Consider the following 23951-nt stretch of genomic DNA (forward strand, 5'->3'; position numbering starts at 1 on the left):
ACCGATTCAGCGCTTGCGCCGCCGGCCCCGGCCGCCGCGGACCGGTCCCGAGGCCGATCCCGTGTCCGGGGTCCCCGGCCGGTCGGCCGAGACGACCAGGGCGGCCAGCGCCGTCGTCACCGGCACCGAGGCGACGAGACCGATCGAGCCCACCAGAGTCCGTACGATCTCCTCCGCGACCAGCTCGCTGTTCGCCACCGAACCCATGCTGCTGTTCGCGATGGAGAACAGCAGGAGCAGGGGAAGCGCGGCACCCGCGTACGCCAGCACCAGGGTGTTGACCACCGACGCGATGTGATCGCGGCCGATCCGGATGGCCGCCCGGTACAGGGAGCGCGGCCCCATCGAAGGGTCCGCGTGGTGGAGTTCCCAGACCGCCGACGTCTGGGTGACCGTCACATCGTCGAGTACGCCCAGCGATCCGATGATCACGCCTGCGAGCAGCAAACCGCTCATGTCGATGTCCGGGTAGAGCCCGTGGATCAGACCCGTGTTGTCGTCGGTGTTGCCGCTGAGGAACGCCCAGTCGATGAAAAGCGAGCCCAGCAGCCCGATCAGCAGCAATGAGACGAGCGTGCCGAGGACGGCGACCGAGGTGCGGGCCGTCAGTCCGTGGCACATGTACAGGGCGATGAGCATGATGGCGCTCGCCCCGATGACGGCGACGAGCAGCGGGTTCGACCCTTGCAGGATGGCCGGGAGGATGAAGAGGGTCAGCACGCCGAAGCTGATGACCAGCGCGATCAGCGCGAACAGCCCGCGCATCCGGCCCACCACGACCACCGCGACGGCGAAGATGGCAGCCAGCAGCGCCATGGGGAACTTGCGGTTCACGTCGATCACCGAGTACTGGAGATCGCGCGGGGCGTCCGGCGCGTAGGCGACCACTACCTCCTGGCCGTCCGTCAGCTGCCGTGGTGCGCCCGGCTGGACGATCTCCACGAAGGTACGGCCCTGGTCCGGTCCGGTGCCGACCCGCACGGTGGCCTTCTTGCACTCGCCGGTCTGCGCCGCCTGCGCCTCGCGGCCCTCGGGAGTGGTGACCTCCCCGGTGGTCGGTACCTGCGAGGCGTTCACGGATTTGCAGTCGACATGCTCGAGCGAGACGACGGTGCCCTGCTGGGTCTGGCGGTCGAAGCCCACGCCCGTGCGCTCGTGGGCGGGGGCGCCGCTCGGCCAGAGCACCACCATGCCGATGCAGACGGCGGCGGCGAACGGGATCAGCACCGCCGCGATGACCTTGCGCAGGTGCTTCGAGACGGGGGCCGCCGGGCCGTGGCCATGGCTGTGGGAGTGACCGGCGGAGTGCCCGGAACCCGAGTGCGCATGGCTCGTGTGGCCACTGGGATCCGTGGGCTCGGTGGGGGGCTGCGGCGAGGTCGTCACTGGCAGATCATCGCAAGAGATGAGGGGGCCCACTGTTCAGCACGCCCTAGATGACGCTAGCGTGGGGGCACCTTTGCACAACGCGGGAGCTCGGAGCACCGGGCTGAGAGGGCGCTGATCACCGTACGAGCATCACGGATGCGTACGGGAAGAGGCTGCGTCGACCGCCGAACCTGTTACCGGGTAATGCCGGCGTAGGGAGATAGGTCTCATGACCATTCAGGACGCACGCACGCCTGCCGTCAGCCAGGACACCGACGGCCAGACCGAGCGCAAGCCGGGCTGGCACAAGGGCTACGTGGCGGGCTCCCGCCCCGACATCCGGGTGCCGGTCCGCCAGGTCCACCTCACCAACGGCAAGGACGTGACGCTCTACGACACGTCCGGGCCGTACACCGACCCGCAGATCGAGACCGACGTGCGCCGCGGCCTGGCGCCGGTCCGCGAGAACTGGATCATCAGCCGCGGGGACACCGAGGAGTACGCGGGACGTCCCGTGCGCCCCGAGGACGACGGGATCAAGCACACCTCGCCGCGGGGCGGGCTCAAGAACCTCGACGCGGTCTTCCCGGGCCGCCCGCGCCAGCCCCGCCGGGGCCGCGGCGGCGCCGCCGTCACACAGCTCGCGTACGCCCGCCGGGGCGAGATCACCCCGGAGATGGAGTACGTCGCGATCCGCGAGAACGTCTCTCCCGAGGTCGTCCGCGAGGAGATCGCCGCAGGTCGCGCGGTGCTCCCGGCGAACGTGAACCACCCCGAGATCGAGCCGATGATCATCGGCAAGCGGTTCCTGGTGAAGGTCAACGCCAACATCGGCAACTCCGCGGTCACCTCCTCCATCGAGGAGGAGGTCGACAAGATGACCTGGGCGACCAAGTGGGGCGCCGACACGGTCATGGACCTCTCGACGGGCCGCAACATCCACACCACGCGCGAGTGGGTGCTGCGCAACTCCCCCGTCCCGATCGGCACCGTGCCGCTCTACCAGGCGCTGGAGAAGGTCGACGGCCGTGCCGAGGACCTGACCTGGGAGATCTACAAGGACACGGTCATCGAGCAGGCCGAGCAGGGCGTCGACTACATGACGGTCCACGCCGGCGTGCTGCTGCCCTACGTGCCGCTGACCGCCCGCCGCAAGACCGGCATCGTCTCCCGCGGCGGATCGATCATGGCCGCCTGGTGCCTGGCGCACCACAAGGAGAACTTCCTCTACACGAACTTCGAGGAGCTCTGCGAGATCCTCGCGACGTACGACGTCACGTACTCGCTGGGTGACGGCCTGCGCCCCGGATCCATCGCGGACGCCAACGACGCGGCCCAGTTCGCCGAGCTGAAGACGCTGGGCGAACTGAACACGATCGCCAAGCGCCACAACGTCCAGACGATGATCGAGGGCCCGGGCCACGTCCCGATGCACAAGATCAAGGAGAACATCGACCTCCAGCAGGAGATCTGCGAGGAGGCGCCGTTCTACACGCTCGGCCCGCTGACCACGGACGTCGCGCCCGCGTACGACCACATCACCTCGGGCATCGGCGCCGCGATGATCGCCTGGTGGGGCACCGCGATGCTCTGCTACGTCACGCCCAAGGAGCACCTGGGCCTGCCCAACCGCGACGACGTCAAGACCGGCGTCATCACGTACAAGATCTCCGCGCACGCCGCGGACCTGGCCAAGGGGCACCCCGGAGCCCAGGAGTGGGACGACGCGCTGTCGGACGCCCGCTTCGAGTTCCGCTGGGAGGACCAGTTCAACCTGGCCCTCGACCCCGACACGGCCCGTGAGTTCCACGACGAGACCCTGCCCGCCGAGCCGGCCAAGACCGCGCACTTCTGCTCCATGTGCGGCCCGAAGTTCTGCTCGATGAAGATCTCGCAGGACATCCGCCGCGAGCACGGCGGCGACCTGAAGGCCGAGGAGATCCAGGCGGGCATGGCGGAGAAGTCCGCCGAGTTCGCGGCCTCGGGCAGCCGCGTCTACCTGCCGCTGGCCGACTGACGCAGCGCTCACGCGCGAGGGCGCCGCTCCACGGCCGGTCCGGCCGTGGAGCGGCGCCCTCGTTTCACGTGAAACATCGCCGGGGCGGAGCCGGGCGGAGCCGGGGCGGAGCCGGGCGGGGCTGGCGGGACCGGCCGGGGCCTACTTCGGCTCGTGCTCCGGACCGCCGAAGTCCGGACTCGAGAAGTCCGGCGCCGTGTAGCCGGGCCGGGGGCTCTCGGAGGGCGATCCCGGGCTGGTGAAGTCAGGAGCCGTGTACCCCAGGTGAGGCATCCGGCTGCCGCGTCTGCGAGGGGCCGCCGGGAAGCCCGATCCCGCGCTCGGATCGGCCAGTGCCTCCCGCAGGAAGGGCATGATCCCCCGCTCCAGAAGCGCGGTCCGCCAGGCCTCGCGGGCCCGCGCGACCTCGTCCGGTATCGCCTCGGACCCGTCCGCGGCGACCTCGGTCGCGCCGTTGCGCACGGCCGTCACCAGCAGGCCGATCACGGCGAAGACCAGGGAGGCGACGGTGAGCACGCCGAAGAACGAGCCCGCCGCCAGCATGGTGTCGGCGAAGGCCGGTTCGGGTTCGATCAGCTTCAGGATGTAGCCCACCAGCAGGAAGATCAGCATGGCGGTGCCCGCGAGGACGGGGGCGAGGACGGCGATCACCGCGCCGAGGCCCGCGCCGCCCTGCCCTTCGGCTTCCTCCCCGGTCGTCCCGGGAGTGGAGAGGACCTCGTCGCGCCGCTCCTCGCGGACCTTCACGTAGTGGTCGTACTCGGTGGCGGCTGCCGCGGTCAGGAGGGCGCTGGCCCCCAGGGCCATGGTGCGCAGCTGTTCGGTATTCAGACGTTCGCCGATCGCGGCGAGCTCGGGCCGTTCACGTGCGGTGCGCAGCGCCTCGTCGAGGAGCCGATCGAACTCCGGTCGGTCTTCGGTCAGCAGGTGCGGAGCGCTGGTCATGTGCATCCCCCGATGCTCCGTGGAGGCCGGTTTGCCCGCGTAGACCCGGGCGCCGGCACAAACGGAGGAGAGCCTGCTACGGATAGAGCGATGGTAGAGCGCCCACACCGCAGGTTGACAGGGGCTTTGCAGAAATACCCCCAGCGTGACAAGCCTCAGTCACTCAAGGGAAGTTGCACGACGAGCAGCTTGCCCGCCATCGTGACGCCGCCGTCCATCGCGATGGCGAGCCCGTCCGCGTACACGTGGGGGCCGTCCACGGCCTCCGGTCCGCGGGACTCGTCACCGTCCTCGGTGCCCACCTCGCCGAGCAGGTAGGGGATCGGACTGTGCCCGTGCACGACGCGGCTGCCCCCGTAGGTGCCGAGCAGTTCGCGTACGGCTCCGGGCCCGGTCTCCTCGTCGCGGAAGGCGAACCGCTTGGTGAACTTGCGGAAGAGGTCCCAGGTGATGTCGGCGTCGTTGCGGTTGAGCAGCTCGTGGATGGTGTCGTTGACGTCCTCGATCGAGTCGCCGTAGTCCAGGTAGGCCGTGGTGTCGGAGTGCAGGAGCAGGTGCCCTTCCTCCAGGACGGCCGCGTCCAGCCGGGACATCCACTGGAGGTGTACGTCCTGCAGGCGTTCCATGTCGGTGCGCTGACCGCCGTTGAGCAGCCAGGCGGCCTGGAAGGTGGCGGTGCCGGCGCCGGAGGAGACGGGGGTGTCGCCGAACCGCTTGGCGCCGATCAGCAACAGCTCGTGGTTGCCCATGAGCGCCTTGCAGTAGCCGCCGGCGGCCGCCGCTTCGGCGGACAGGCGCATGACGAGGTCGATCACGCCGATGCCGTCGGGGCCGCGGTCGGTGAAGTCGCCGAGGAACCAGAGCCGGGCGTTGCCGGCGGACCAGCGGCGCTCGGCGTCGATGAGGCCCTGGGCGTGGAGTTCGGTGACGAGTTCGTCGAGGTAGCCGTGGACGTCGCCGACGACGTAGAGCGGGCCGGGGCCGGCCGCTGCCGGGTCCTGGGGCACGTACTGGACCTGCACGGTGTCGCCGGGGCCGCCGAGCGCACCGCGCCCGATGACGGGCAGGTCGCGGTGGGTCGGGGTGTAGCCGGCGAACTCGTCGTCCTCGGGCGCCGGCTCCGTGACCTCGGGCACCTCGTGTGCCGCGTACGCCGTGTGGTGCGCGACGGGCGGTGCGGCGTGCGGGGTGGCCGGGTGCGGCGCGTAGCCCGGCTGCGGGGGCACGCTCAGCGTGCCCTCCTCGTAGTACGCCGGGTACTCGCCGTAGACGGGGGCTTCATCGGGCAGCCCGGCGGATACGGCGTACGGAGCGGGTTCGGTGACCGGCACCCGGAAGTCCCGCAGCGTTTCCGTCCGCATCGCGGGTCCCTGACCGGCCCCCTGAGTCATCGACCCCTCCACCACCGTCGCGCTGCCGTACACCTGCGGACCCTCCTGACCTCCAGGGAGGAGGGTCCGTGATGTCGTGCGCCCATCATAGGAATGCGGCTCGCGCTGTGTGACGCACCAGGGGTGGTGAATCCTGTCCGGAGCCGATCGTTCCTACCGGTTTATCCCGGTATCTGTGTTCCTGAAATCCCGGACAGTGCCAAAGGTCCCGTCCAAGCAGGGGTGGAGCGGGTCAGTCCTGCGCCGGCGAGCGGGGCGGGCTGACGGTCGTTCGGGGCTGCCTGCGCTGCGACGAGGTGCGGATGATGAGTTCGGTCGGGACGACCTGTTCGACGGGGCGTCCGGTGTCCACGCCCTCGATCGCGTCGATGAGCAGCTGCACCACGGCGGTGCCGATGCGGCGCGGTTTGAGGGAGAGGGTGGTGATGGGCGGTTCGGTGTTGGCGTACACGGTGGACTCGCTGCAGCACACGAGCAGCAGGTCCTCCGGGACGCGCAGGCCGTAGCGCCGGGCGGCGGCGAGCAGGTCGGTGCCGTTGGGGTCGAAGAGCCCGTACACGGCGTCGGGGCGGTCGGGGCGGGCGAGGAGCCGGTCGGCGGCCACGGCGCCCGCGCAGGGGTCGTGGGCGGGGTAGGACTCGTAGACGGGGTCCTGGCCGACGCGCTCGCACCAGTTGAGGTACGCGGTGGTGGAGAGCCGGGTGTAGGTGTCGGTGGTGGTGCCGGTCAGCAGCCCGATTCTGCGGGCGCCGGCGGCGGCGAGGTGGTCGAGCAGGTTGAGTACGGCGGCCTCGTGGTCGTTGTCGACCCAGGCGGTGACGGGGAGGGAGCCTGCCGGGCGGCCGTCGGAGACCACGGGCAGGCCCTGGCGGACCAGTTCGCTGACGACGGGATCGTGGTCGGAGGGGTCGATGACGACGGTGCCGTCGAGGGCGACGTTGGACCACACGTCGTGTCGGGAGGTGGCGGGGAGGATGACGAGGGCGTAGCCGCGGGCGAGCGCGGCGGAGGTGGCGGCCCTGGCCATCTCGGCGAAGTAGGCGAATTCGGTGAAGGTGAAAGGTTCATCCCCGTACGTCGTCACGGTCAGGCCGATGAGGCCCGACTTGCCGGTACGGAGGGTGCGGGCGGCGGCGGACGGGCGGTAGCCCAGCCTGTCGGCCACCTCGCGAACGTGGCGGCGGGTGGCGTCCGGCAGCCGCCCCTTGCCATTGAGCGCGTCGGAGACGGTTGTGATGGAGACGCCCGCCGCGGCGGCCACGTCCCTGATGCCTGCCCGGCCCTGTCGGCCGGCGGCCCGCCGGGTGGTCTCGGTCCGGCTCACCTGATGCTTCCCTGCTGCTGTCATGGCGAGCCGATAGTAGGGCTCGGTGGGGTGGGTGGTCCGTGTGCATATGCACGCGTTGACAGGCACGTTTCTGCACGGTTCGCCACCCCCAATGACCTTGGAACTGAAGGTTTTTGATCCCTGAACTCTGTGGTGGCGCTTGTCGGCGGCCACGGGCATGCCAAAACGGGGTGCCTCCGGGCCGGTCTCAACTCACCTGCACGAGGGACGCGCGCCACGGCGCAGGCCACCAGCGCGCGCATATATGCGCGCGCTCCCCCGCATTCCAGGCGCCCCCATTCTCGGGAGAGCGGAATCCTCATAAGGTGAGCAGTATTGAGTCGACGGCGACGTCGGACGGGATGGTCGAGGAGGACCTGCGGTGAGCGAGAAGAGCCCGAAGCTGCGTGCCGAGCTTGACGGCATTCCCACGTACAAGCCGGGCAAGCCGGCGGCTGCGGGCGGGTCCGTCGCGTACAAGCTGTCCTCGAACGAGAATCCGTACCCGCCGCTGACCGGGGTGCTGGAGAGCGCGGTCGCGGCGGCCGGAAACTTCAACCGGTACCCGGACATGGCCTGCACCGGCCTGGTGAACGAGATCGCGGAGCGGTTCGGGGTGCCGGTCGAGCACGTCGCCACCGGCACCGGCTCGGTGGGTGTGGCCCAGTCGCTGATCCAGTCGACGGCCGGCCCGGGCGACGAGGTCATGTACGCCTGGCGCTCCTTCGAGGCGTACCCGATCATCACGCAGATCTCGGGTGCGACCTCGGTGCAGGTGCCGCTGACCGAGGGCGACGTGCACGACCTGGACGCGATGGCCGACGCGATCACCGAGCGGACCCGGCTGATCTTCGTCTGCAACCCCAACAACCCCACCGGCACCGCCGTGCGCCGTGCCGAGCTGGAGCGCTTCCTGGACCGGGTGCCCTCGGACATCCTGGTGGTGCTCGACGAGGCCTACCGCGAGTTCGTGCGCGACACCGACGTGCCGGACGGCATCGAGCTGTACCGCGACCGCCCGAACGTCGCCGTGCTGCGTACGTTCTCCAAGGCGTACGGGCTCGCCGGCCTGCGCGTCGGCTTCGCGGTGGCGCACGAGCCGGTGGCCGCGGCGCTGCGCAAGACGGCGGTGCCCTTCGGCGTCAGCCAGCTCGCCCAGGACGCGGCGGTGGCCTCGCTGCGCGCCGAGGACGAGCTGATGGGCCGGGTAGGGGCGCTGGTGGGCGAGCGCAAGCGGGTCCACGACACGCTGCTCGCGCAGGGCTGGACCGTGCCGGACACCCAGGCGAACTTCGTGTGGATGCGGCTGGGGGAGAGGACCGCCGACTTCGCGGCTGCCTGCGAGAAGGCCGGTGTGGTGGTCCGGCCCTTCGCGGGTGAGGGCCTGCGGGTCACGATCGGTGAGACCGAGGCGAACGACCTCTTCCTGCACACGGCGGAGGCCTTCTTCAAGGAGCTGTAGGCCGGGTCAGGCCAGTTCCACGCGGATGGGATCACCGTCGCGGACGGTGGACAGCAGGCGGGGGTCGCCGTCGAAGGAGCCGAGCACGTTGCACGGGCTCGCCAGGCGGCTCTCGCCTCCGCGCGAGATGGGAGTGGGGCCGTAGGGCAGGGCGAGTGCGTCCCCCTCGGTCCAGAAGGCGACCGTGCCGGGCTCGACGACCTGCCGGGCGTCGTGCTCGAGCGCCACGGAGACGCCGGTGTCGAAGTAGACCTCCTCGCCCCAGGTGTTCGCGGAGGCGGAGATCGGAAGGGCTTCGGCCAGCGCCTTGCCGGTCGGGGTCTCGTCGAGGGTCGCGGTGAGCTGGCCCGCAGGCCAGGAGATTCGAATCTTCATGAGCCGCATTCAACAATCTGTTGAAACTGTTGGCTAGAGGGGACCCCGCCCGAAGGGCCCGAATGCCGGTGCGACATAATGCTTGTGAATGTGAACGCGTTCACAAGCGTGTCCCGCTTCCTCCCGGTTTGAGTGGGACACAACAGGCAGACTGCGGCTGTGCCACGGCGAACCGAAGGAGATGACGACGTGGACCTGGCTTTGGCGCCCGAGACACTGGCGCGATGGCAGTTCGGTATTACCACCGTCTATCACTTCCTCTTCGTGCCCCTGACGATCTCGCTCGCCGCGCTGACGGCCGGCCTGCAGACCGCATGGGTGCGTTCCGGGAAGGAGAAGTACCTCAGGGCCACGAAGTTCTGGGGAAAGCTCTTCTTGATCAATATCGCGATGGGTGTCGTCACCGGCATCGTCCAGGAGTTCCAGTTCGGAATGAACTGGTCCGACTACTCGCGGTTCGTCGGTGACATCTTCGGGGCCCCGCTGGCCTTCGAGGCGCTGATCGCCTTCTTCTTCGAGTCGACCTTCATCGGCCTGTGGATCTTCGGCTGGGACAAACTGCCGAAGAGGATCCACCTGGCCTGCATCTGGATGGTCTCCATCGGCACCATCCTGTCCGCCTACTTCATCCTGGCCGCCAACTCCTGGATGCAGCACCCCGTCGGCTACCGCATCAACGAGGAACGCGGCCGCGCGGAACTCACCGACTTCTGGCTCGTCCTCACCCAGAACACCGCGCTCACCCAGTTCTTCCACACCATTACGGCCGCGTTCCTGGTCGGCGGCGCCTTCATGGTCGGCATCGCCGCCTTCCACCTGGCGCGCAAGAAGCACATCCCCGTGATGCGGACCTCGCTGCGGCTCGGCCTGGTCACCCTGATCATCGCCGGACTCGGCACCGCCATCAGCGGCGACCTGCTCGGCAAGGTCATGTTCAAGCAGCAGCCGATGAAGATGGCCGCGGCCGAGGCGCTCTGGGACGGCGAGGCCCCGGCACCCTTCTCGATCTTCGCCTACGGCGATGTCGACAAGGGCCACAACAAGGTCGCGATAGAGATCCCCGGCCTGCTGTCCTTCCTGGCCAACGACGACTTCACCTCCTTCGTCCCCGGCATCAACGACGTCAACAAGGCCGAGCAGGAGAAGTTCGGGCCCGGCGACTACCGGCCCAACATTCCCGTCGCCTACTGGGGCTTCCGCTGGATGATCGGCTTCGGCATGGCCTCGCTCGGCGTGGGCGTGCTGGGTCTGTGGCTGACCCGCAAGAAGTTCATGCTGCCGCCGGGGCTGCGGACCTCTGAGGACGAGGTCCCCCACCTGGTCCTCTTCAAGAAGGCGCTGAGCCCCAAGTGGGGACGGCTGTACTGGATCGTCGCGCTCTGGACCATGGGCTTCCCGCTCATCGCCAGCTCCTGGGGCTGGATCTTCACCGAGATGGGCCGCCAGCCCTGGGTGGTCTACGGAGTCCTGCGCACCAGTGACGCCGTCTCGCCCGGCGTGTCCCAGGGCGAGGTCCTCACATCCATGATCGGCTTCACTGCCCTCTACGCGGTGCTCGCCGTGATCGAGGTCAAGCTGCTGGTGAAGTACGTCAAGCTCGGCCCCCCGGAGCTCACCGAGGCCGACCTTAACCCGCCCACCAAGATCGGCGGGGACGACAAGAACCCCGACCGGCCGATGGCCTTCTCGTACTGAGGCTGAGGAGACCGCACGATGCAACTCCACGACGTCTGGTTCGTGCTCATCGCCGTCCTGTGGATCGGCTACTTCTTCCTGGAGGGCTTCGACTTCGGAGTCGGCGTCCTGACCAAGCTGCTCGCCCGCGACCGTACGGAGAAGCGGGTCCTGATCAACACGATCGGACCCGTCTGGGACGGCAACGAGGTCTGGCTGCTCACCGCGGGCGGCGCGACCTTCGCCGCGTTCCCCGACTGGTACGCCACCCTCTTCTCCGGGTTCTACCTGCCCCTGCTGATCATCCTGGTCTGCCTGATCATCCGAGGGGTGGCGTTCGAGTACCGGCACAAGCGCCCCGAGGACAAGTGGCAGACCAACTGGGAACACGCGATCTTCTGGACCTCGCTGATTCCCGCGTTCCTGTGGGGTGTGGCCTTCGCCAACATCGTCCGCGGTGTGAAGATCGATCAGAACAAGGAGTACGTCGGGACCTTCTTCGACCTCCTCAACGTCTACTCGATCCTGGGCGGCCTGGTCACCCTCACCCTGTTCACCTTCCACGGCGCGGTCTTCACCTCGCTCAAGACGGTCGGTGACATCCGGGACCGCTCGCGCAGGCTGGCGATCCGGCTGGGTGCGGTCACCGCGGTGCTGGCCCTGGTCTTCCTGGTCTGGACCCAGCTCTCGCGCGGCGACGCCAAGAGCCTGGTCGCCATGGCGGTCGCGGTGCTCGCCCTCCTGGGTGCCCTGGGCTTCAACCGGGCGGGCCGCGAGGGCTGGGCGTTCGCCCTGTCCGGGGTCACCATCGCGGCAGCCGTCGCGATGCTCTTCCTGACGCTGTTCCCCAACGTCATGCCGTCCTCGCTGGACGAAGCCTGGAGCCTCACGGTCACCAACGCCTCGTCCAGCCCGTACACCCTGAAGATCATGACCTGGTGCGCGGGAGTGGCCACGCCGCTGGTCCTGCTCTACCAGGGCTGGACCTACTGGGTGTTCCGCAAGCGGATCGGAACGCAGCACATCGTCGACGCGCACTGAGCTCCCGAGCGCCGCGGCATCGCCGCCCAGACCCTCTTGCCTGACCGATTGACCCTGCCTGGGGGATGTTTCACGTGAAACCGATCGACGCACGCCTGCTTCGGTACGCCCGTTCCACCCGCCTCTTCCTGGCCGCGGTGGTGGCCCTGGGCCTCGCCGGGGCGGGGCTGGTCGTCGGTCAGGCGATGCTGATCGCCGAGATCGTGGTCGGTGCCTTCGAGGAGGATCTGGGCGGCGCCGCGCTCCGGACCCCACTGCTGCTGCTCGCGGCGGTGGCCCTGGGACGCGGACTCGTCACCTGGCTGACGGAGCTGGCCGCGCACCGCGCCGGGGCAGCGGTCAAGTCCGAACTGCGGGGCCGGCTGCTGGACCGGGCCGCGGATCTGGGGCCCGGCTGGCTGAACGGTCAGCGGACCGGGTCACTGGTCGCCCTGGCCACCCGGGGCGTGGACGCGCTCGACGACTACTTCTCCCGCTACCTGCCCCAGCTGGGGCTCGCGGTGGTCGTACCGGTGGCGGTGCTCGCCCGGATCGTCACCGAGGACTGGGTGTCGGCGGCGATCATCGTCGTCACCCTCCCCTTGATCCCGCTGTTCATGGTCCTCATCGGGATGGCCACCCAGTCCCGGATGGACCGTCAGTGGCGGCTGCTGTCACGCCTGTCGGGGCACTTCCTCGACGTGGTGGCCGGACTCCCGACCCTGAAGGTCTTCGGACGGGCCAAGGCCCAGGCCGAGTCCATCCGCAAGATTACCGACGACTACCGGCGCGCGACGATGCGGACCCTGCGCATCGCCTTCCTCTCCTCCTTCGCCCTGGAACTGCTGGCGACCCTGTCGGTGGCACTGGTGGCGGTCACCATCGGCATGCGGCTGGTGCACGGGGAGCTGGACCTCTACACCGGCCTGGTCATCCTGATCCTGGCGCCCGAGGCGTACCTGCCGTTGCGGCAGGTCGGCGCGCAGTACCACGCGGCCGCCGAGGGACTGGCGGCCGCGGAGGAGATCTTCGAGGTCCTCGAAACCCCCGTCGCGCGGCCCGCCGGCGGGGCCGGTCTGCCGGGTGGCGTTCCGCTGCGCATCGAGATCGACGGGGTCGCCGTCCGCTACGAGGGCCGGGGCGAGGACTCGCCCGGGCCGGTCTCGCTGACCGTCGAACCCGGGGAGTGCGTGGCGCTCACCGGCCCGAGCGGAGTGGGGAAGTCCACCCTGCTCCAGGTGCTGCTGGGGTTCGTGGCGCCGACCGAGGGACGGGTCCGGATCGCCGGAGCGGACCTCGCCGAGCTGTCGCCGGAGGCGTGGCGGGAGCGGGTGGCGTGGGTTCCGCAGCGCCCGCACCTGTTCGCCGGGACCATCGGGGAGAACGTACGGCTGGCCCGCCCGCAGGCCCGTGAAGAGGACGTGGTCCGGGCCCTGAAGGACGCGGGGGCCTGGGAGTTCGTGGCCGCGCTGCCGCGTGGGGTCGACACCGCCCTGGGCGAGGGCGGTGTGGGCCTGTCCGCCGGACAGCGCCAGCGGCTGGCGCTCGCCCGGGCCTTCCTGGCCGACCGGCCCGTACTGCTGCTGGACGAACCGACCGCCGCGCTGGACGGCGAGACCGAGGCCGGAGTGGTGGACGCGGTCCGGCGGCTGGCCGTGGGCCGGACCGTCCTGCTGGTCGTGCACCGGCCGGCGCTGCTCGCGGTCGCCGACCGCGTGGTGCCGATGGCCGCTGCGGGAGCCGCCCGCGGGCCGCTCCCCCGGCCAGCCGCCGCCCACCCGGCCGCGGTTTCCCCGGCCGCAGCCCTCGGCCCGTCCTCGCCCGATGCCGGGGAGTGGATCCTCGGCGCCCCGGCCGAACGGGCGCGCACCGCCGTCGGCGGGGCCGACTCGGGCGGGAGCGATCCGCTGCGCCGGGTACGGGCCGTGGCCCAGGCATGGCAGGGCCGCTTCCGGCTCGGGCTGCTGCTCGGAGCGCTGGCCGTGGGGTGCAGTGTCGGGCTGATGGCCGTGTCCGGCTGGCTGATCTCGAGGGCCTCCGAGCAACCTCCCGTGCTGTATCTGATGGTGGCCGTGACGGCCACCCGGGCTTTCGGAATGGGCCGGGCCGTCTTCCGGTACGCGGAGCGGCTGGTCTCGCACGACGCCGTGCTGCGGATGCTCGCCGATCTGCGGGTCTCCGTGTACCGGAGGCTGGAGCGCATCGCCCCCGCCGGGCTGCGCGAGCACCGGCGCGGGGACCTGCTGGCCCGGCTGGTCGCCGATGCCGACGCACTGCAGGACTACTGGCTGCGCTGGCTGCTGCCGGTCGGGACCGCCGTGCTCGTCGGCTCCGGCTCGGTCGCCTTCACCACCTGGCTGCTGCCGGAGGCCGGAGCAGCGCTCGCCGTCGGACTGCTCGCCGCCGGCATCGGCGTGCCGCTCGTCAGCGGGGCCTGCGCGCGGCGTGCCGAACGCCGGCTTTCGCCCGCCCGGGGCGAGCTCGCCACCCGGGTGGCCGATCTGCTCACCGGGACGGCGGAGCTGACCGTCGCCGGTGCGCTGGAGGACCGCAAGGTCCGGACCCGGGAGAGCGACGGCGTCCTGACGCGGATCGCCGCGCGCGGAGCGGCCGCCGCAGGTCTGGGCGGCGGGTTGTCCGCCCTCGTGTGCGGCCTGACCGTCGTGGCCGCCGCGGCCGCGGCGGCGAACGCGGTGCACGACGGACGGCTGTCCGGGGTGGCCATGGCCGTCGCCGTGCTGACCCCGCTGGCCGCCTTCGAGGCCGTCAACGGCCTTCCGCTCGCGGTCCAGTACCGCCAGCGGGTACGACGCAGCGCCGAGCGGGTCTACGAGGTCATCGACGCCCCCGCCCCGGTCGCCGAGCCGCGAGAGCCCGCCGCCGCTCCGGGCTCGCCCTTCCCGTTGCGGCTGACCGGGCTCGGCGCCCGGCACCCGGGCCAGGAACGGGACGCGCTGCGGGGTGTGGACCTGACCCTGGAGGCCGGCCGGCGCATCGCCGTCGTCGGGGCCTCGGGCTCCGGCAAGACCACCCTCGCGCAGGTCTTGCTGCGGTTCCTGGACCCGCGCGAAGGCACGTACACCCTGGGCGGGACCGACGTGTGCGCGCTCGACGGCGACGACGTCCGCGCGCTCGTGGGCCTCTGTGCCCAGGACGCGCACCTCTTCGACAGTTCGGTACGGGAGAACCTGCGGCTGGCCCGGACCGGAGCGAGCGAGGAGGAGCTGCGGGACGCGCTCGCCGCGGCGCGGCTCCTGGAGTGGGTCGACGGACTTCCGGAGGGGCTCGACACCCTGGTCGGCGAGCACGGCGAGCGGATCTCCGGCGGCCAGCGCCAGCGCCTGGCGCTGGCCCGCGCGCTGCTCGCGGACTTCCCCGTCCTGGTGCTGGACGAGCCGGCCGAGCATCTGGACCTGGCCACGGCGGACGCGCTGACGGCGGACCTGCTGGCGGCGACCGAGGGCCGCACCACCGTGCTGATCACGCACCGGCTGGCCGGGCTGGAGGCGGTCGACGAAGTGCTCGTACTCGACGGCGGAGAGGTCGTACAGCGGGGCGCCTACGCCGAGCTGGCCGCTGCCGGGGGACCGCTGCGGCAGCTGCTGGAGCGGGAACGGGCGGCCGACGGTATGGTGGCCGACTTTCCCCATGCCGACTTTCCCCACTAATCGGGACTAACTAGTCTCAAGGGCATGTCAGTGCAGGAGTCCCAGGAACCGCCGGAACCAACACCGGGTACGCCGGACCCGCTGGAGGCCGCCACCCAGGCCACCAGGAGTCTGCAAGGCCTGTCCACCGAGCTCACGGCCCGGGTACCGCAACTGCTGGAGGCCATGAGGTCGGTCGGTACCGGGCTCGAACTGCACTCCACGCTGGACCGGATCTGCGAGACCGCGGCCGAGCTCGCGGACGCCCGCTACGCGGCGATCGGCGTCGTCGACATCGAGGGCCGGGGACTTTCGGACTTCGTCACCTTCGGTGTCAGCCCCCAGCTGGCCCGGAAGATCGGGCACCGTCCGGACGGGAAACGGGGCCTGCTCGGGGCGCTGATCTCGCATCCCGATACGGTCCAGCTCGAGGATCTGACGAAGGATCCGCGCTCGGCCGGCTTCCCGCCGCACCACCCGACCATGAAGACGTTCCTCGGCGTCCCGATCCGCGTCCAGGGAGAGATCTTCGGCAACCTCTACCTCGCCGAGAAGAACGGCGGCGGCCCGTTCAACGACTACGACGTCCACATGGTCCGCGTCCTGGCCACCGAGGCGGGCATCGCCATCGGCAACGCCAGGCTGTACGAGGCCGCCACCCAGCGGGAGCGCTGGATCGACGGCTCGGTGGCCGTCACCACCGCCCTGCTGTCCGGCGGGGACGCGGACGACGCCCTCGCGGTGGTGGCCGAGCAGGCCCGCAGGCTTGCCGACTCCTCGGCCGGGATCGTCATGCTGCCCGCCGAGGACGGCGGCATGGAGATCGTCGCCGTCTCCGCCGAGAACCCGGCCACCTCCCTCGGAGTGGTGGTCCCCGCCGAGAGCCCGGTCGTGCACAACCTCCTCCAGGGCGAGCCGGTCTTCGTGGACGACGCGTCCTCCGACCCGCGCATGATCAGCAAGCTGACCAGTCAGTACGGGCCCTGCATGATGCTGCCGCTGCACAGCGGAGGCCGGGTGCTGGGAGCCCTGGTCACCCCGAGGGCCCGCGGCAAACGGCCGTTCAGCGAGGCCGAGCGGACCCTGGCCACGCAGTTCGCCTCGCAGGCGGCGCTCGCGCTGATGATGGCCGAGGCGCAGCGCGACCGGGAACGGCTCGCCGTGTTCGAGGACCGCGACCGCATCGCCCGGGACCTGCACGACCTGGTCATCCAGCGGCTGTTCGCGACCGGGATGATGCTGGAGGGCGCGCAGCGCCGGTCCATCGTCCCCGAGGTCCGCGACGGGGTGGGCAAGGCCGTGGACGAGCTGGACGTGACGATCCAGGAGATCCGTACGGCGATCTTCGCCCTCCAGCAGGGCCCGGCGGAGGCCCCCTCGGGTCTGCGCACGCGGGTGCTCCGGGAGATCAACATGGCCGCAGTACCGCTCGGCTTCAAGCCCGCCCACCGCTTCCTCGGGCCGGTCGACGCGGTCGTCGGCGAACTGGTGGGCAAGAACCTGATCGCCGCGCTGCGCGAGGCCCTGTCCAACGCCTTCCGGCACGCCGACGCCTCCCGGATCGAGGTGGTCCTGGACTCCACCATCACGCTGGCGGACGGACGCCCGGGTGTCCGTCTGGAGGTCGCCGACGACGGGGTGGGCATCCCCGAGGGCGGTCGGCGCAGCGGGCTGCGGAACCTGCGCCGGCGGGCCGAGTCGCTCGGCGGCGCGAGCTCGTACGGTCCGGGGATCGGCGAGGACGGCGGCGGGACCACCGTGGTGTGGGAGGCCCCGCTCTAGGCGGTCTCCTCCAGGGCCTACTGCCGGCGCTGGGCGATCCGGTCGGCCACGATGCGCTCGATGACGACGGCGACCCCGTCCTCGTTGTTGGCCGTGGTCCGGCCGGACGCGGCCGCGATCACGTCCGGATGGGCGTTGCCCATCGCGTAGGAGGTGCCGGCCCAGCTGAGCATCTCCACATCGTTCGGCATGTCCCCGAAGGCGACCACCTCGGCGGGGGAAATGCCCCGCTCGGCGCAGCACAGCGCCAGGGTGCTCGCCTTGGAGACGCCCTGTCCGCTGATCTCCAGCAGGGCGGTCGGGCTGGAGCGGGTGATCGAGGCGTACTCGCCCGCGGCCTCGCGGGCCAGGGCGAGGAACTCGTCCGGGGCCAGTTCGGCGTGGTGCGCGAGCAGTTTGAGCACGGGCGGGGCGCTCTCGTCCGTGTCCTCGTCGAGCAGTTTCTCGGCGACGGCGAGGTGGGCGCCGGGGTCCTGGAAGAACGGCGGGTACGCCGGCTCGTAGTTGATGCCGGTGGTCAGCTCCACCGCGAACGAGGTGCCCGGCGCCGCACTGCGCAGTGCCTTCACCACGGACATGGCGGCAGCTCGGGGAAGAGCCCTGACCTGGACGAATTCCCGCCCGGCGTGCAGATCGACGACCGCTGCGCCATTCGCGCAGATCGCCAGGCCATGACCGTGGACGTGGTCGCTGACCACGTCCATCCAGCGGGCGGGCCGTCCGGTGACAAAGAAGACCTCGATCCCGGCCTCCTCGGCGGCGGCGAGAGCGGCGACGGTGCGCAGCGAGACGGACTTGTCGTCGCGCAGCAGGGTGCCGTCGAGGTCGGTGGCGATGAGCCGGGGGGCGGGGGTTGGCCCGTCCGGGCACTGGGGAGCCGAGGTCACCGCCCCATCTTCGCCCATCGCCCGGGACCGGCCGGACCACGGTGGGGCGGTACCGTCCCGGGCCCCCGATGTTTCACGTGAAACACGGGGTTCGGCGGACGTGTTTCACGTGAAACATCGGGACGGTCGTAGTCTCGAACGCATGAGTCTGCGTCTGAGCACGGTGATCCTTCCGGTACGTCGATGGAACGAAGGGGGGCGCGACCAGTGGGTCCGGGCGGAACGGCTCGGGTTCCACACCGCGTACACCTATGACCACCTGTCTTGGCGGAGCTTCCGGGAAGGGCCCTGGTTCGGAGCGGTGCCGACCCTGACGGCTGCGGCCGGGGCCACCGAGCGGCTGCGCCTGGGCACGCTGGTCACCTCCCCGAACTTCCGCCACCCCGTGACCCTCGCCAAGGAGCTCATCACCCTGGACGACGTCTCCGGCGGGCGCGTCACGCTCGGTATCGGAGCGGGCGGCAACGGCTTCGACGCCACCGCGCTGGGACAGGAGTCCTGGAGCCCCCGCGAGCGGGCCGACCGCTTCGGCGAGTTCGTACCGCTTCTGGACAGGCTGCTGACCGAGAGCGCGGTGAACTCGCAGGGCACCTTCTACTCCGCCGTGGAGGCCCGCAACATCCCCGGCTGTGTCCAGCGGCCGCGTCTGCCGTTCGCGGTCGCCGCCACGGGCCCGCGGGGCCTGCGCCTTGCCGCCCGGCACGGGCAGGCCTGGGTGACCACGGGTGACCCGAAGCTCTTCGAGGAGGGCACACCCGATCAGTCGCTGGAGGCACTGCGTGGCCAGTTCGGACGGCTGGAGGCGGCGTTCGAGGAGATCGGGCGGGAGTTCGCGCCGATGGAGAAGATCCTCCTGACTGGCTTCACCCCCGAACGGAACACCATGCTGGAGTCCGTGGACGCGTTCGTCGACTTCGCGGGCCGCCACCTCGAGCTGGGCTTCACCGAGCTGGTGATCCACGCGCCGATCCCGGACTCCGATTTCGCCGCCGACGAGGCGGTCTTCGAGAAGATCGCCCTGGAGGCTCCGGCCCAGCTGAAGGGCTGATCTCCCGACCCGCGGTCGTCGCCACCCTCGGTGGGGGCGGCGACGACCGCGGGGCCGGCGGCAGTCGGCTCAGCCCGTCAGCTGCTCGAGCAGCCGCTCGGCGGAGGGCAGGAGCCACTCGGGTACCGCGCCCTCGGGCAATGCCTTGACCTCGTCGATCAGTGCGGAGACGCGGGCGGCTCCCGCATCCGCCCGGCCCCGCTCCTGCTCCGTCCACGCGGCGTTGTTCAGACACTGGAACCGGTCCCGCAGATGGTCCGGGCCGAGCTCCGCGTAGACCGAGGCGGCCCGGTCCCAGAGGTCGATCTCCTCCAGACGCAGCGCCTCGACCTCCGTCTCGCTCAGCGTCGCGAGCGCCTCAGCGTCCTCGTCTGCGTACTCGTCCTCGTCCTCGTCGAAGCGGTTCGTCTGTGCGCTGACCCTCCGGTCGAGGACCTGCGCCAGCTGGTGCCAGGTCTGGGCCAGTTCGGACCGCAGCTGCGCGGCTCCGGGCTCCGCCGTCAGGGCGGCCTCCAGTACCCCGACCGCCTCCGCCATCAGGGCCCGGGCCCGCGATACTGACGCGTCGGTGACCGACTCGCGCAGCCCCAGCCAGGCCAGGGAGCGCAGGATCCGGGCCTCGGCGATCGGCGCCTCCCCCGTCAGACGGTGCAGCTCCAGGGCCCGTTCGTAGGCGGCGACCGCCTCCGTGGCCAGGCCCGCGTCGGACAGCGTGTCGGCCGCCGACTGGGCGAGGCCGGCCTGTGGCCGGGGATCCTCCCAGTCCTTGGCCGTCTCCGCCGCCAGCAGGAACTGCTCCGCCGCCGCCCGGAACTCGTTCAGCAGTCGCAGCAGGTCCCCCAGGAACTCCCGGGCGGACACGGCCTGCTCCTCGCCGTGCTCCAGCAGATCCGGCAGCGCCGACTGCAGCACCTCCGCCGCCTCGGCGGCCCGCCCGCCCTGTGCGTACGCCCGGGCCAGGACCAGCCGGACCTGGGCCCCGCCGTCGGCGGCGAGGCCGGCCAGGTCGAACCAGTGGGCCCCGGCCAGCGCGTGCGCCGCGGCCTCCGCCGCCTCACCCTGTCGCAGCAGGATGTCCGCGAGGGTCAGCCGCAGGACGCCCTGCGTCTCGCCGTCGGTCACCTCGGCGGCATGCTCCAGCGCGGAGCGCGCCGCCTGCTCCGCCTCCTCGGGCCGGTCCAGCCGCATCAGCACCCCGGCCCGCAGCACCAGGGCGTCGACCGCCTGCCAGGGCCGGTCCGCCGCGACCGCCCGTACCGCGGCGGCCCCCAGCAGGGCCACGGCCCGCTCCGGGTCGCCCTGCGACAGCGCGATCCGCCCCAGCATCTCCTCGGCCTCCGCCGCGAGGTCCGCGAGCGTGCCCCCGTGGGCGGCGGTGAACGCGGTCAGCTCGGCCGCCAGCTCGGCATGACCGTGCCCGTGCTCCTCGTCACCGGTGGCCTCGGCCGAGCGCAGGTACGACTCCACGCGGATCGAGGCCAGTTCCGCGAGCGCGATCCGCCGGATCCGCAGCGGATCCGAGGCGTCCAGCGACTCCGCGGCCTCCAGGGCCACCGCGAGCAGCCTCCGGATCTCCGCGGGCGCGGACCCGGACTGGGCGGCCACGCTCGCGAGCCGCAGCTCGGCCGGCGCCGCCCGGTCCGCCCGGCCGAGTGCCCGGTAGCCGTCGCGCACCGCCGTCAGCAGCTCCGGCGCCTCCGCGGCGCCCCGCTTCGCAGCGGTCAGCGCACGATGGTCGGCCACGTCGGCCGAGACCAGCGGGTCGGGATCCGGCTCCGCGCCGACTCGTACGGCCACCTCCGCCCACAGCGCGTCGGCGCCCGGATGCCCCAGGTCACGCGCCTGCCGGGCACGCTCCACCAGCTCGGCGAACGCGGTGGCCGCCGCCACCGGCGAGGACGCCGAGGACGTGGAGGATGCGGCGGGCGCGACCGAGCCCGCGGGCCGGCTGAGCGCCGCGCTGCGCACCCCGAGCGGCAGGTGCTCGACCAGCGGCTCCCGCCCGATCCGGGCCAGGAACCGGTCCGAGACCCGGCTGGTCCCGTTGCGCGCGTCGAACTGCCGGGCGATGCCGAGCGCGCCCGTGTGCATCACCTCGTACAGCTCGGCGACGGTGTGCGGGGTGCCGTCGTACGGCACGGCCGGGCTCTGTCCGTGCCCCAGCTCCCGCAGCCGGCGCAGCAGCACGAGGATGCCGCCGTGGAAGGCCAGCTGGTCGTCGGCGTTGGCGAGCGGCCCGACGTGCGAGGCGTGTTCGGCCAGGATCTCCAGGCCGCGCGACTCGTTCCCGGTCAGCGCGCAGAACTCGATGTGCCTGGCGACCGACGGCAGCAGGCTGTCGTTGCCGCGCGCCAGGCGGTAGCCGCGTACGTGGTTCGAGCGGGCCTCATCGGTCCGGCCGAGGCGCAGGAGCGGCAGCAGGGAGGTGGCCAGCACCCGGTGCGGCTCCTCGGCGCAGGTCTCCTCACCTGCCAGCACCGGCGCCCAGATCTCCAGCGCCTGGGCGTCGTCCCCGGACCGCACGGCGTACTGGCCCTGCCCGTTGAGCTCGCAGGCGCGGCAGTCGCTCATGTCGTCGCGCTCGGCCGCCAGCCAGCGCTCGAAGGCCTGCTGGGCCCGCGCGTCGTCACCGGTCGCGTCGGCGAGCCACAGCTCCCGTTCGCGAACGGGCCGCTCGCTGTAGCCCGCGATCCTGTACCGCCGCTCCATCTCGTCCAGCCAGCCGGTGGCCGACTCCAGGGGCACTCCGGGGGAGTCGGCGATGGCTCCGGCCACCCACTTGAACTGCCAGAACAGCGAGTGGGCGTCCCCTTCGGAAAAGGCGCCGGGGTCCTTGTCGTACTCCTGGAGCAGCCGGGCGAAGGGCACCAGCAGCTTCGAGGACTCGGAGCTCCACAGGTAGGCGTTGATCAGGTTGTCCAGGGTCTCCCGGAACAGCGCGCGGTCGCCGCTCGCCTCGGCCGCTGCGACCAGGGCCTCCGCGTGCGCGTTGCGCGCGGCGCCGCCCGGGGATTCGCGGTTCTCCACCAGCCCCTGCTCTATCTCCCGGCGCGTCGGGTTCGTCACTTCTGGTCCTCCGGGTCCTCGGTGAAGTGGGTCGCCCATTCCAGGAGCCCGAGGAAGGCCCGGTTGAGCAGGGTGGAGTCGGCGGGACGCAGCGGCCGCTGGGACATCAGCAGGGCCTGCCCGTAGAGCGATTCGACGGCGGTGCCGGTCAGCGCCTCGTCGGGGAGCGCGGAGATCCGCCGGACGAGCGGGTTGTTGTGGTTGAGGACGAGGCGGGCGCGGGGCGCGGAGCCGCGCAGCGCGCCCAGGATGCCGCTCCACAGGGAGTCGGCGCTCTCCAGGGCGGCGGTCCGGTCCCGCTCCTGCCGTGCCTGCCGGTCGTCGAGGTAGAGCGCCGGGACGGAGACGGGCTGGAAGGCGCGCAGCACCACGTCGCAGCCCTGCGGGTGCAGGCGGGTACGGGCGGTGGCGAGGAAGGGCGCGAGTGCCAGTTCGGCCGCCGTGGGCACCGGGTCGAGCCGCTCGGTGACGGCTCCGGCGTCCAGTTCGGTGACCTTCAGTTCGGGCCGTACGGAAGGCAGCATGGCCAGCAGGTCCGCGTCGTAGGTGTAGCCGGCGTTGATGACGCCGAGGCCGTGGGCCGCGGCGATCGGTGCTATCTGGCGGAACTCCTCGACGGTGCGCGTGAAGTGGACGTCGGTGTGGGCGGCCGCGAACTGTTCCAGGCTCATCGGTCCGTCGCTGGTTTCGAACGGCAGCCAGGGCAGCATCAGGCCGAGCAGCTCGGGGTCGTGCCGGGCCATGGACTTCACCCCGAGGTGGTGGACGCCGAGGAAGGCGGCGAGCCGCTCCGGGTCGCTCGCGGCGAGCTCGGCCAGCCAGCCCCGGACGCGGCCGCCGAGGGCGTCCCGTACGGCGGCCAGGGTCTCGTCGTCGTACAGGTTCTCGCGGGAGGCGGTCGGCCGCAGCGTGTCCGTGTCGAGGACGGCGCGGACGAAGAACGCCCAGTCCGGGAGCAGGTTGTCGGCACGGTCGGTCAGCAGCATGCCCTTGAGGTGGACGCGGTGGCCGGCCCGGTGGGCGGGGCTGGTCGGCTCGGGCAGGACGTACGCCACCCCGCGCACCCCGGCGACCGGCAGGTCGAGGTCGATGCTGTCGAGCGGGGTGAAGCCGAAGAGCTCCGCGCAGTGGCCGGCGAGCGCGACGCGCCGGGCGGCCGGGGTGGGGAAGGGCCGGTCCCAGACGGCGGGACGGTCGGTGACGGGACGCGGCTCGCCGCCCTCGCCGTCGTCGAAGGTGACGTCGTACGGCAGCAGGGAGCCGTAGTCGCGGGCCAGTTGCTCCACCTTGGCCGGCACGGTCCACTCGCCGGCTCCCGGGCGGGCCTCGAGGACGACGGTGGTACCCGGCTCCGGTCGTGCCTCGTGGGGCAGTTCGCGCAAGGTGTACGAACCGTCGTCCGTGGCCAGCCATTCGACGGGCAGGGCCCGGGGGTCACGGGCGGAGCGGGTGACGACGCGGATCTGGCGGGCCACGACGAAGCAGGCGAGCAGGCCGATGCCGAACTGGCCGAGGAACTCCCGCCGGGCCGCTTCCAGTCCGTGCTCCCCGCCGCGCTTGGAACTGCGGCCGATGGTGGCGAGCAGGGAGTGGGCCTCGGCGGCGGTCAGGCCGATGCCGCTGTCCTCGATGGTCACCCGGCCGCCGGAGGCGGTCAGCCGGATGTGGACGGCGGCCTGCGGGTCGAGGCTCTGGCGGGCGGTGACGGCGTCCACGGCGTTCTGCAGCAGCTCGCGGACGTAGACGCGCGGGCTGGAGTAGAGGTGGTGGGAGAGCAGGTCGACCAAGCCGCGCAGGTCGACTTGGAAGGAATGGGGCGTGGACGTCATGGGGCGTCACCTCGCGTGCGTAACGGGATGGTTCGGCGATCGCGAGGTTCCCCCCTCACGGATCCCGGAGTGGGCAACAGATTAGGGGGATGGTCCGACAATCTCCGCGTGAA

Annotated in this window: 15 protein-coding genes; 7 read left to right on the forward strand and 8 right to left on the reverse strand. The window is 71.4% G+C overall.

The window, feature by feature from the left end:
- Positions 1-6 precede the first annotated feature (6 nt).
- Complete coding sequence (locus ACTVZO_RS21745; protein WP_443299970.1) at positions 7-1386, reverse strand: YibE/F family protein; 1380 nt, start codon at positions 1384-1386, stop codon at positions 7-9.
- A 211-nt stretch (positions 1387-1597) separates the two neighbouring features.
- Here ACTVZO_RS21745 and thiC point away from each other — a divergent pair, with 211 nt between their 5' ends.
- Entirely contained in the window at positions 1598-3385 is a 1788-nt protein-coding gene (gene thiC / locus ACTVZO_RS21750; protein ID WP_443299971.1) for a phosphomethylpyrimidine synthase ThiC, read from the forward strand.
- 141 nt (positions 3386-3526) lie between these two features.
- Here thiC and ACTVZO_RS21755 read toward each other — a convergent pair whose 3' ends face one another.
- From ACTVZO_RS21755 to ACTVZO_RS21765, 3 genes are all read right to left on the reverse strand, one after another.
- Positions 3527-4336, reverse strand: a complete 810-nt coding sequence (locus ACTVZO_RS21755) for a hypothetical protein (protein ID WP_443299972.1) — start codon at positions 4334-4336, stop codon at positions 3527-3529.
- Between the two features lie 149 nt (positions 4337-4485).
- Positions 4486-5721, reverse strand: coding sequence for a metallophosphoesterase (locus ACTVZO_RS21760; RefSeq protein ID WP_443299973.1), 1236 nt, complete (start codon positions 5719-5721; stop codon positions 4486-4488).
- Between the two features lie 232 nt (positions 5722-5953).
- Positions 5954-7069, reverse strand: coding sequence for a LacI family DNA-binding transcriptional regulator (locus tag ACTVZO_RS21765; RefSeq protein ID WP_443299974.1), 1116 nt, complete (start codon positions 7067-7069; stop codon positions 5954-5956).
- Between the two features lie 361 nt (positions 7070-7430).
- Here ACTVZO_RS21765 and hisC point away from each other — a divergent pair, with 361 nt between their 5' ends.
- Positions 7431-8510: a histidinol-phosphate transaminase gene (gene hisC, locus ACTVZO_RS21770; RefSeq protein WP_443299975.1), complete on the forward strand. Its 1080-nt coding sequence runs from the start codon at positions 7431-7433 to the stop codon at positions 8508-8510.
- A gap of 6 nt (positions 8511-8516) precedes the next feature.
- On the opposite strand, the gene ACTVZO_RS21775 is transcribed toward hisC, so the two are convergent.
- Positions 8517-8885, reverse strand: coding sequence for a cyclophilin-like fold protein (locus ACTVZO_RS21775; protein ID WP_443299976.1), 369 nt, complete (start codon positions 8883-8885; stop codon positions 8517-8519).
- Positions 8886-9074: 189 nt separating this feature from the next.
- Here ACTVZO_RS21775 and ACTVZO_RS21780 point away from each other — a divergent pair, with 189 nt between their 5' ends.
- The 4 genes from ACTVZO_RS21780 (at position 9075) to ACTVZO_RS21795 (ending at position 17008) form a co-directional block, all read left to right on the forward strand.
- Complete coding sequence (locus ACTVZO_RS21780) at positions 9075-10580, forward strand: cytochrome ubiquinol oxidase subunit I (protein ID WP_443299977.1); 1506 nt, start codon at positions 9075-9077, stop codon at positions 10578-10580.
- 18 nt (positions 10581-10598) lie between these two features.
- Complete coding sequence (cydB, locus tag ACTVZO_RS21785) at positions 10599-11600, forward strand: cytochrome d ubiquinol oxidase subunit II (RefSeq protein WP_443299978.1); 1002 nt, start codon at positions 10599-10601, stop codon at positions 11598-11600.
- Positions 11601-11674: 74 nt separating this feature from the next.
- Positions 11675-15247: a thiol reductant ABC exporter subunit CydD gene (cydD, locus tag ACTVZO_RS21790; RefSeq protein WP_443299979.1), complete on the forward strand. Its 3573-nt coding sequence runs from the start codon at positions 11675-11677 to the stop codon at positions 15245-15247.
- Between the two features lie 24 nt (positions 15248-15271).
- Positions 15272-17008 carry a sensor histidine kinase gene (locus tag ACTVZO_RS21795; protein WP_443299980.1) on the forward strand — a complete coding sequence of 579 codons (1737 nt, stop codon included), beginning with the start codon at positions 15272-15274 and terminating at the stop codon, positions 17006-17008.
- Positions 17009-17025: 17 nt separating this feature from the next.
- Here ACTVZO_RS21795 and ACTVZO_RS21800 read toward each other — a convergent pair whose 3' ends face one another.
- Positions 17026-17913 (reverse strand): Cof-type HAD-IIB family hydrolase, encoded by an 888-nt coding sequence (locus tag ACTVZO_RS21800; protein WP_443299981.1) that lies wholly within the window; start codon positions 17911-17913, stop codon positions 17026-17028.
- 124 nt (positions 17914-18037) lie between these two features.
- Between ACTVZO_RS21800 and ACTVZO_RS21805 the strand changes: the two genes are divergently transcribed.
- Positions 18038-18943 carry an LLM class flavin-dependent oxidoreductase gene (locus ACTVZO_RS21805; protein ID WP_443299982.1) on the forward strand — a complete coding sequence of 302 codons (906 nt, stop codon included), beginning with the start codon at positions 18038-18040 and terminating at the stop codon, positions 18941-18943.
- A gap of 69 nt (positions 18944-19012) precedes the next feature.
- Here the strand turns inward: ACTVZO_RS21805 and ACTVZO_RS21810 are convergent, their stop codons facing one another.
- On the reverse strand, positions 19013-22009 hold the full coding sequence (locus ACTVZO_RS21810) for a tetratricopeptide repeat protein (protein WP_443299983.1): 2997 nt from the start codon (positions 22007-22009) through the stop codon (positions 19013-19015).
- Positions 22006-23838: an HSP90 family protein gene (locus ACTVZO_RS21815; protein ID WP_443299984.1), complete on the reverse strand. Its 1833-nt coding sequence runs from the start codon at positions 23836-23838 to the stop codon at positions 22006-22008. The genes ACTVZO_RS21810 and ACTVZO_RS21815 overlap by 4 nt, the downstream gene beginning before the upstream one ends.
- Between the last annotated feature and the right edge of the window lie 113 nt (positions 23839-23951).

The sequence above is a fragment of the Streptomyces sp. IBSNAI002 genome (genome assembly GCF_052244475.1).
In the GTDB taxonomy this organism is placed as follows: Bacteria; Actinomycetota; Actinomycetes; order Streptomycetales; family Streptomycetaceae; genus Streptomyces.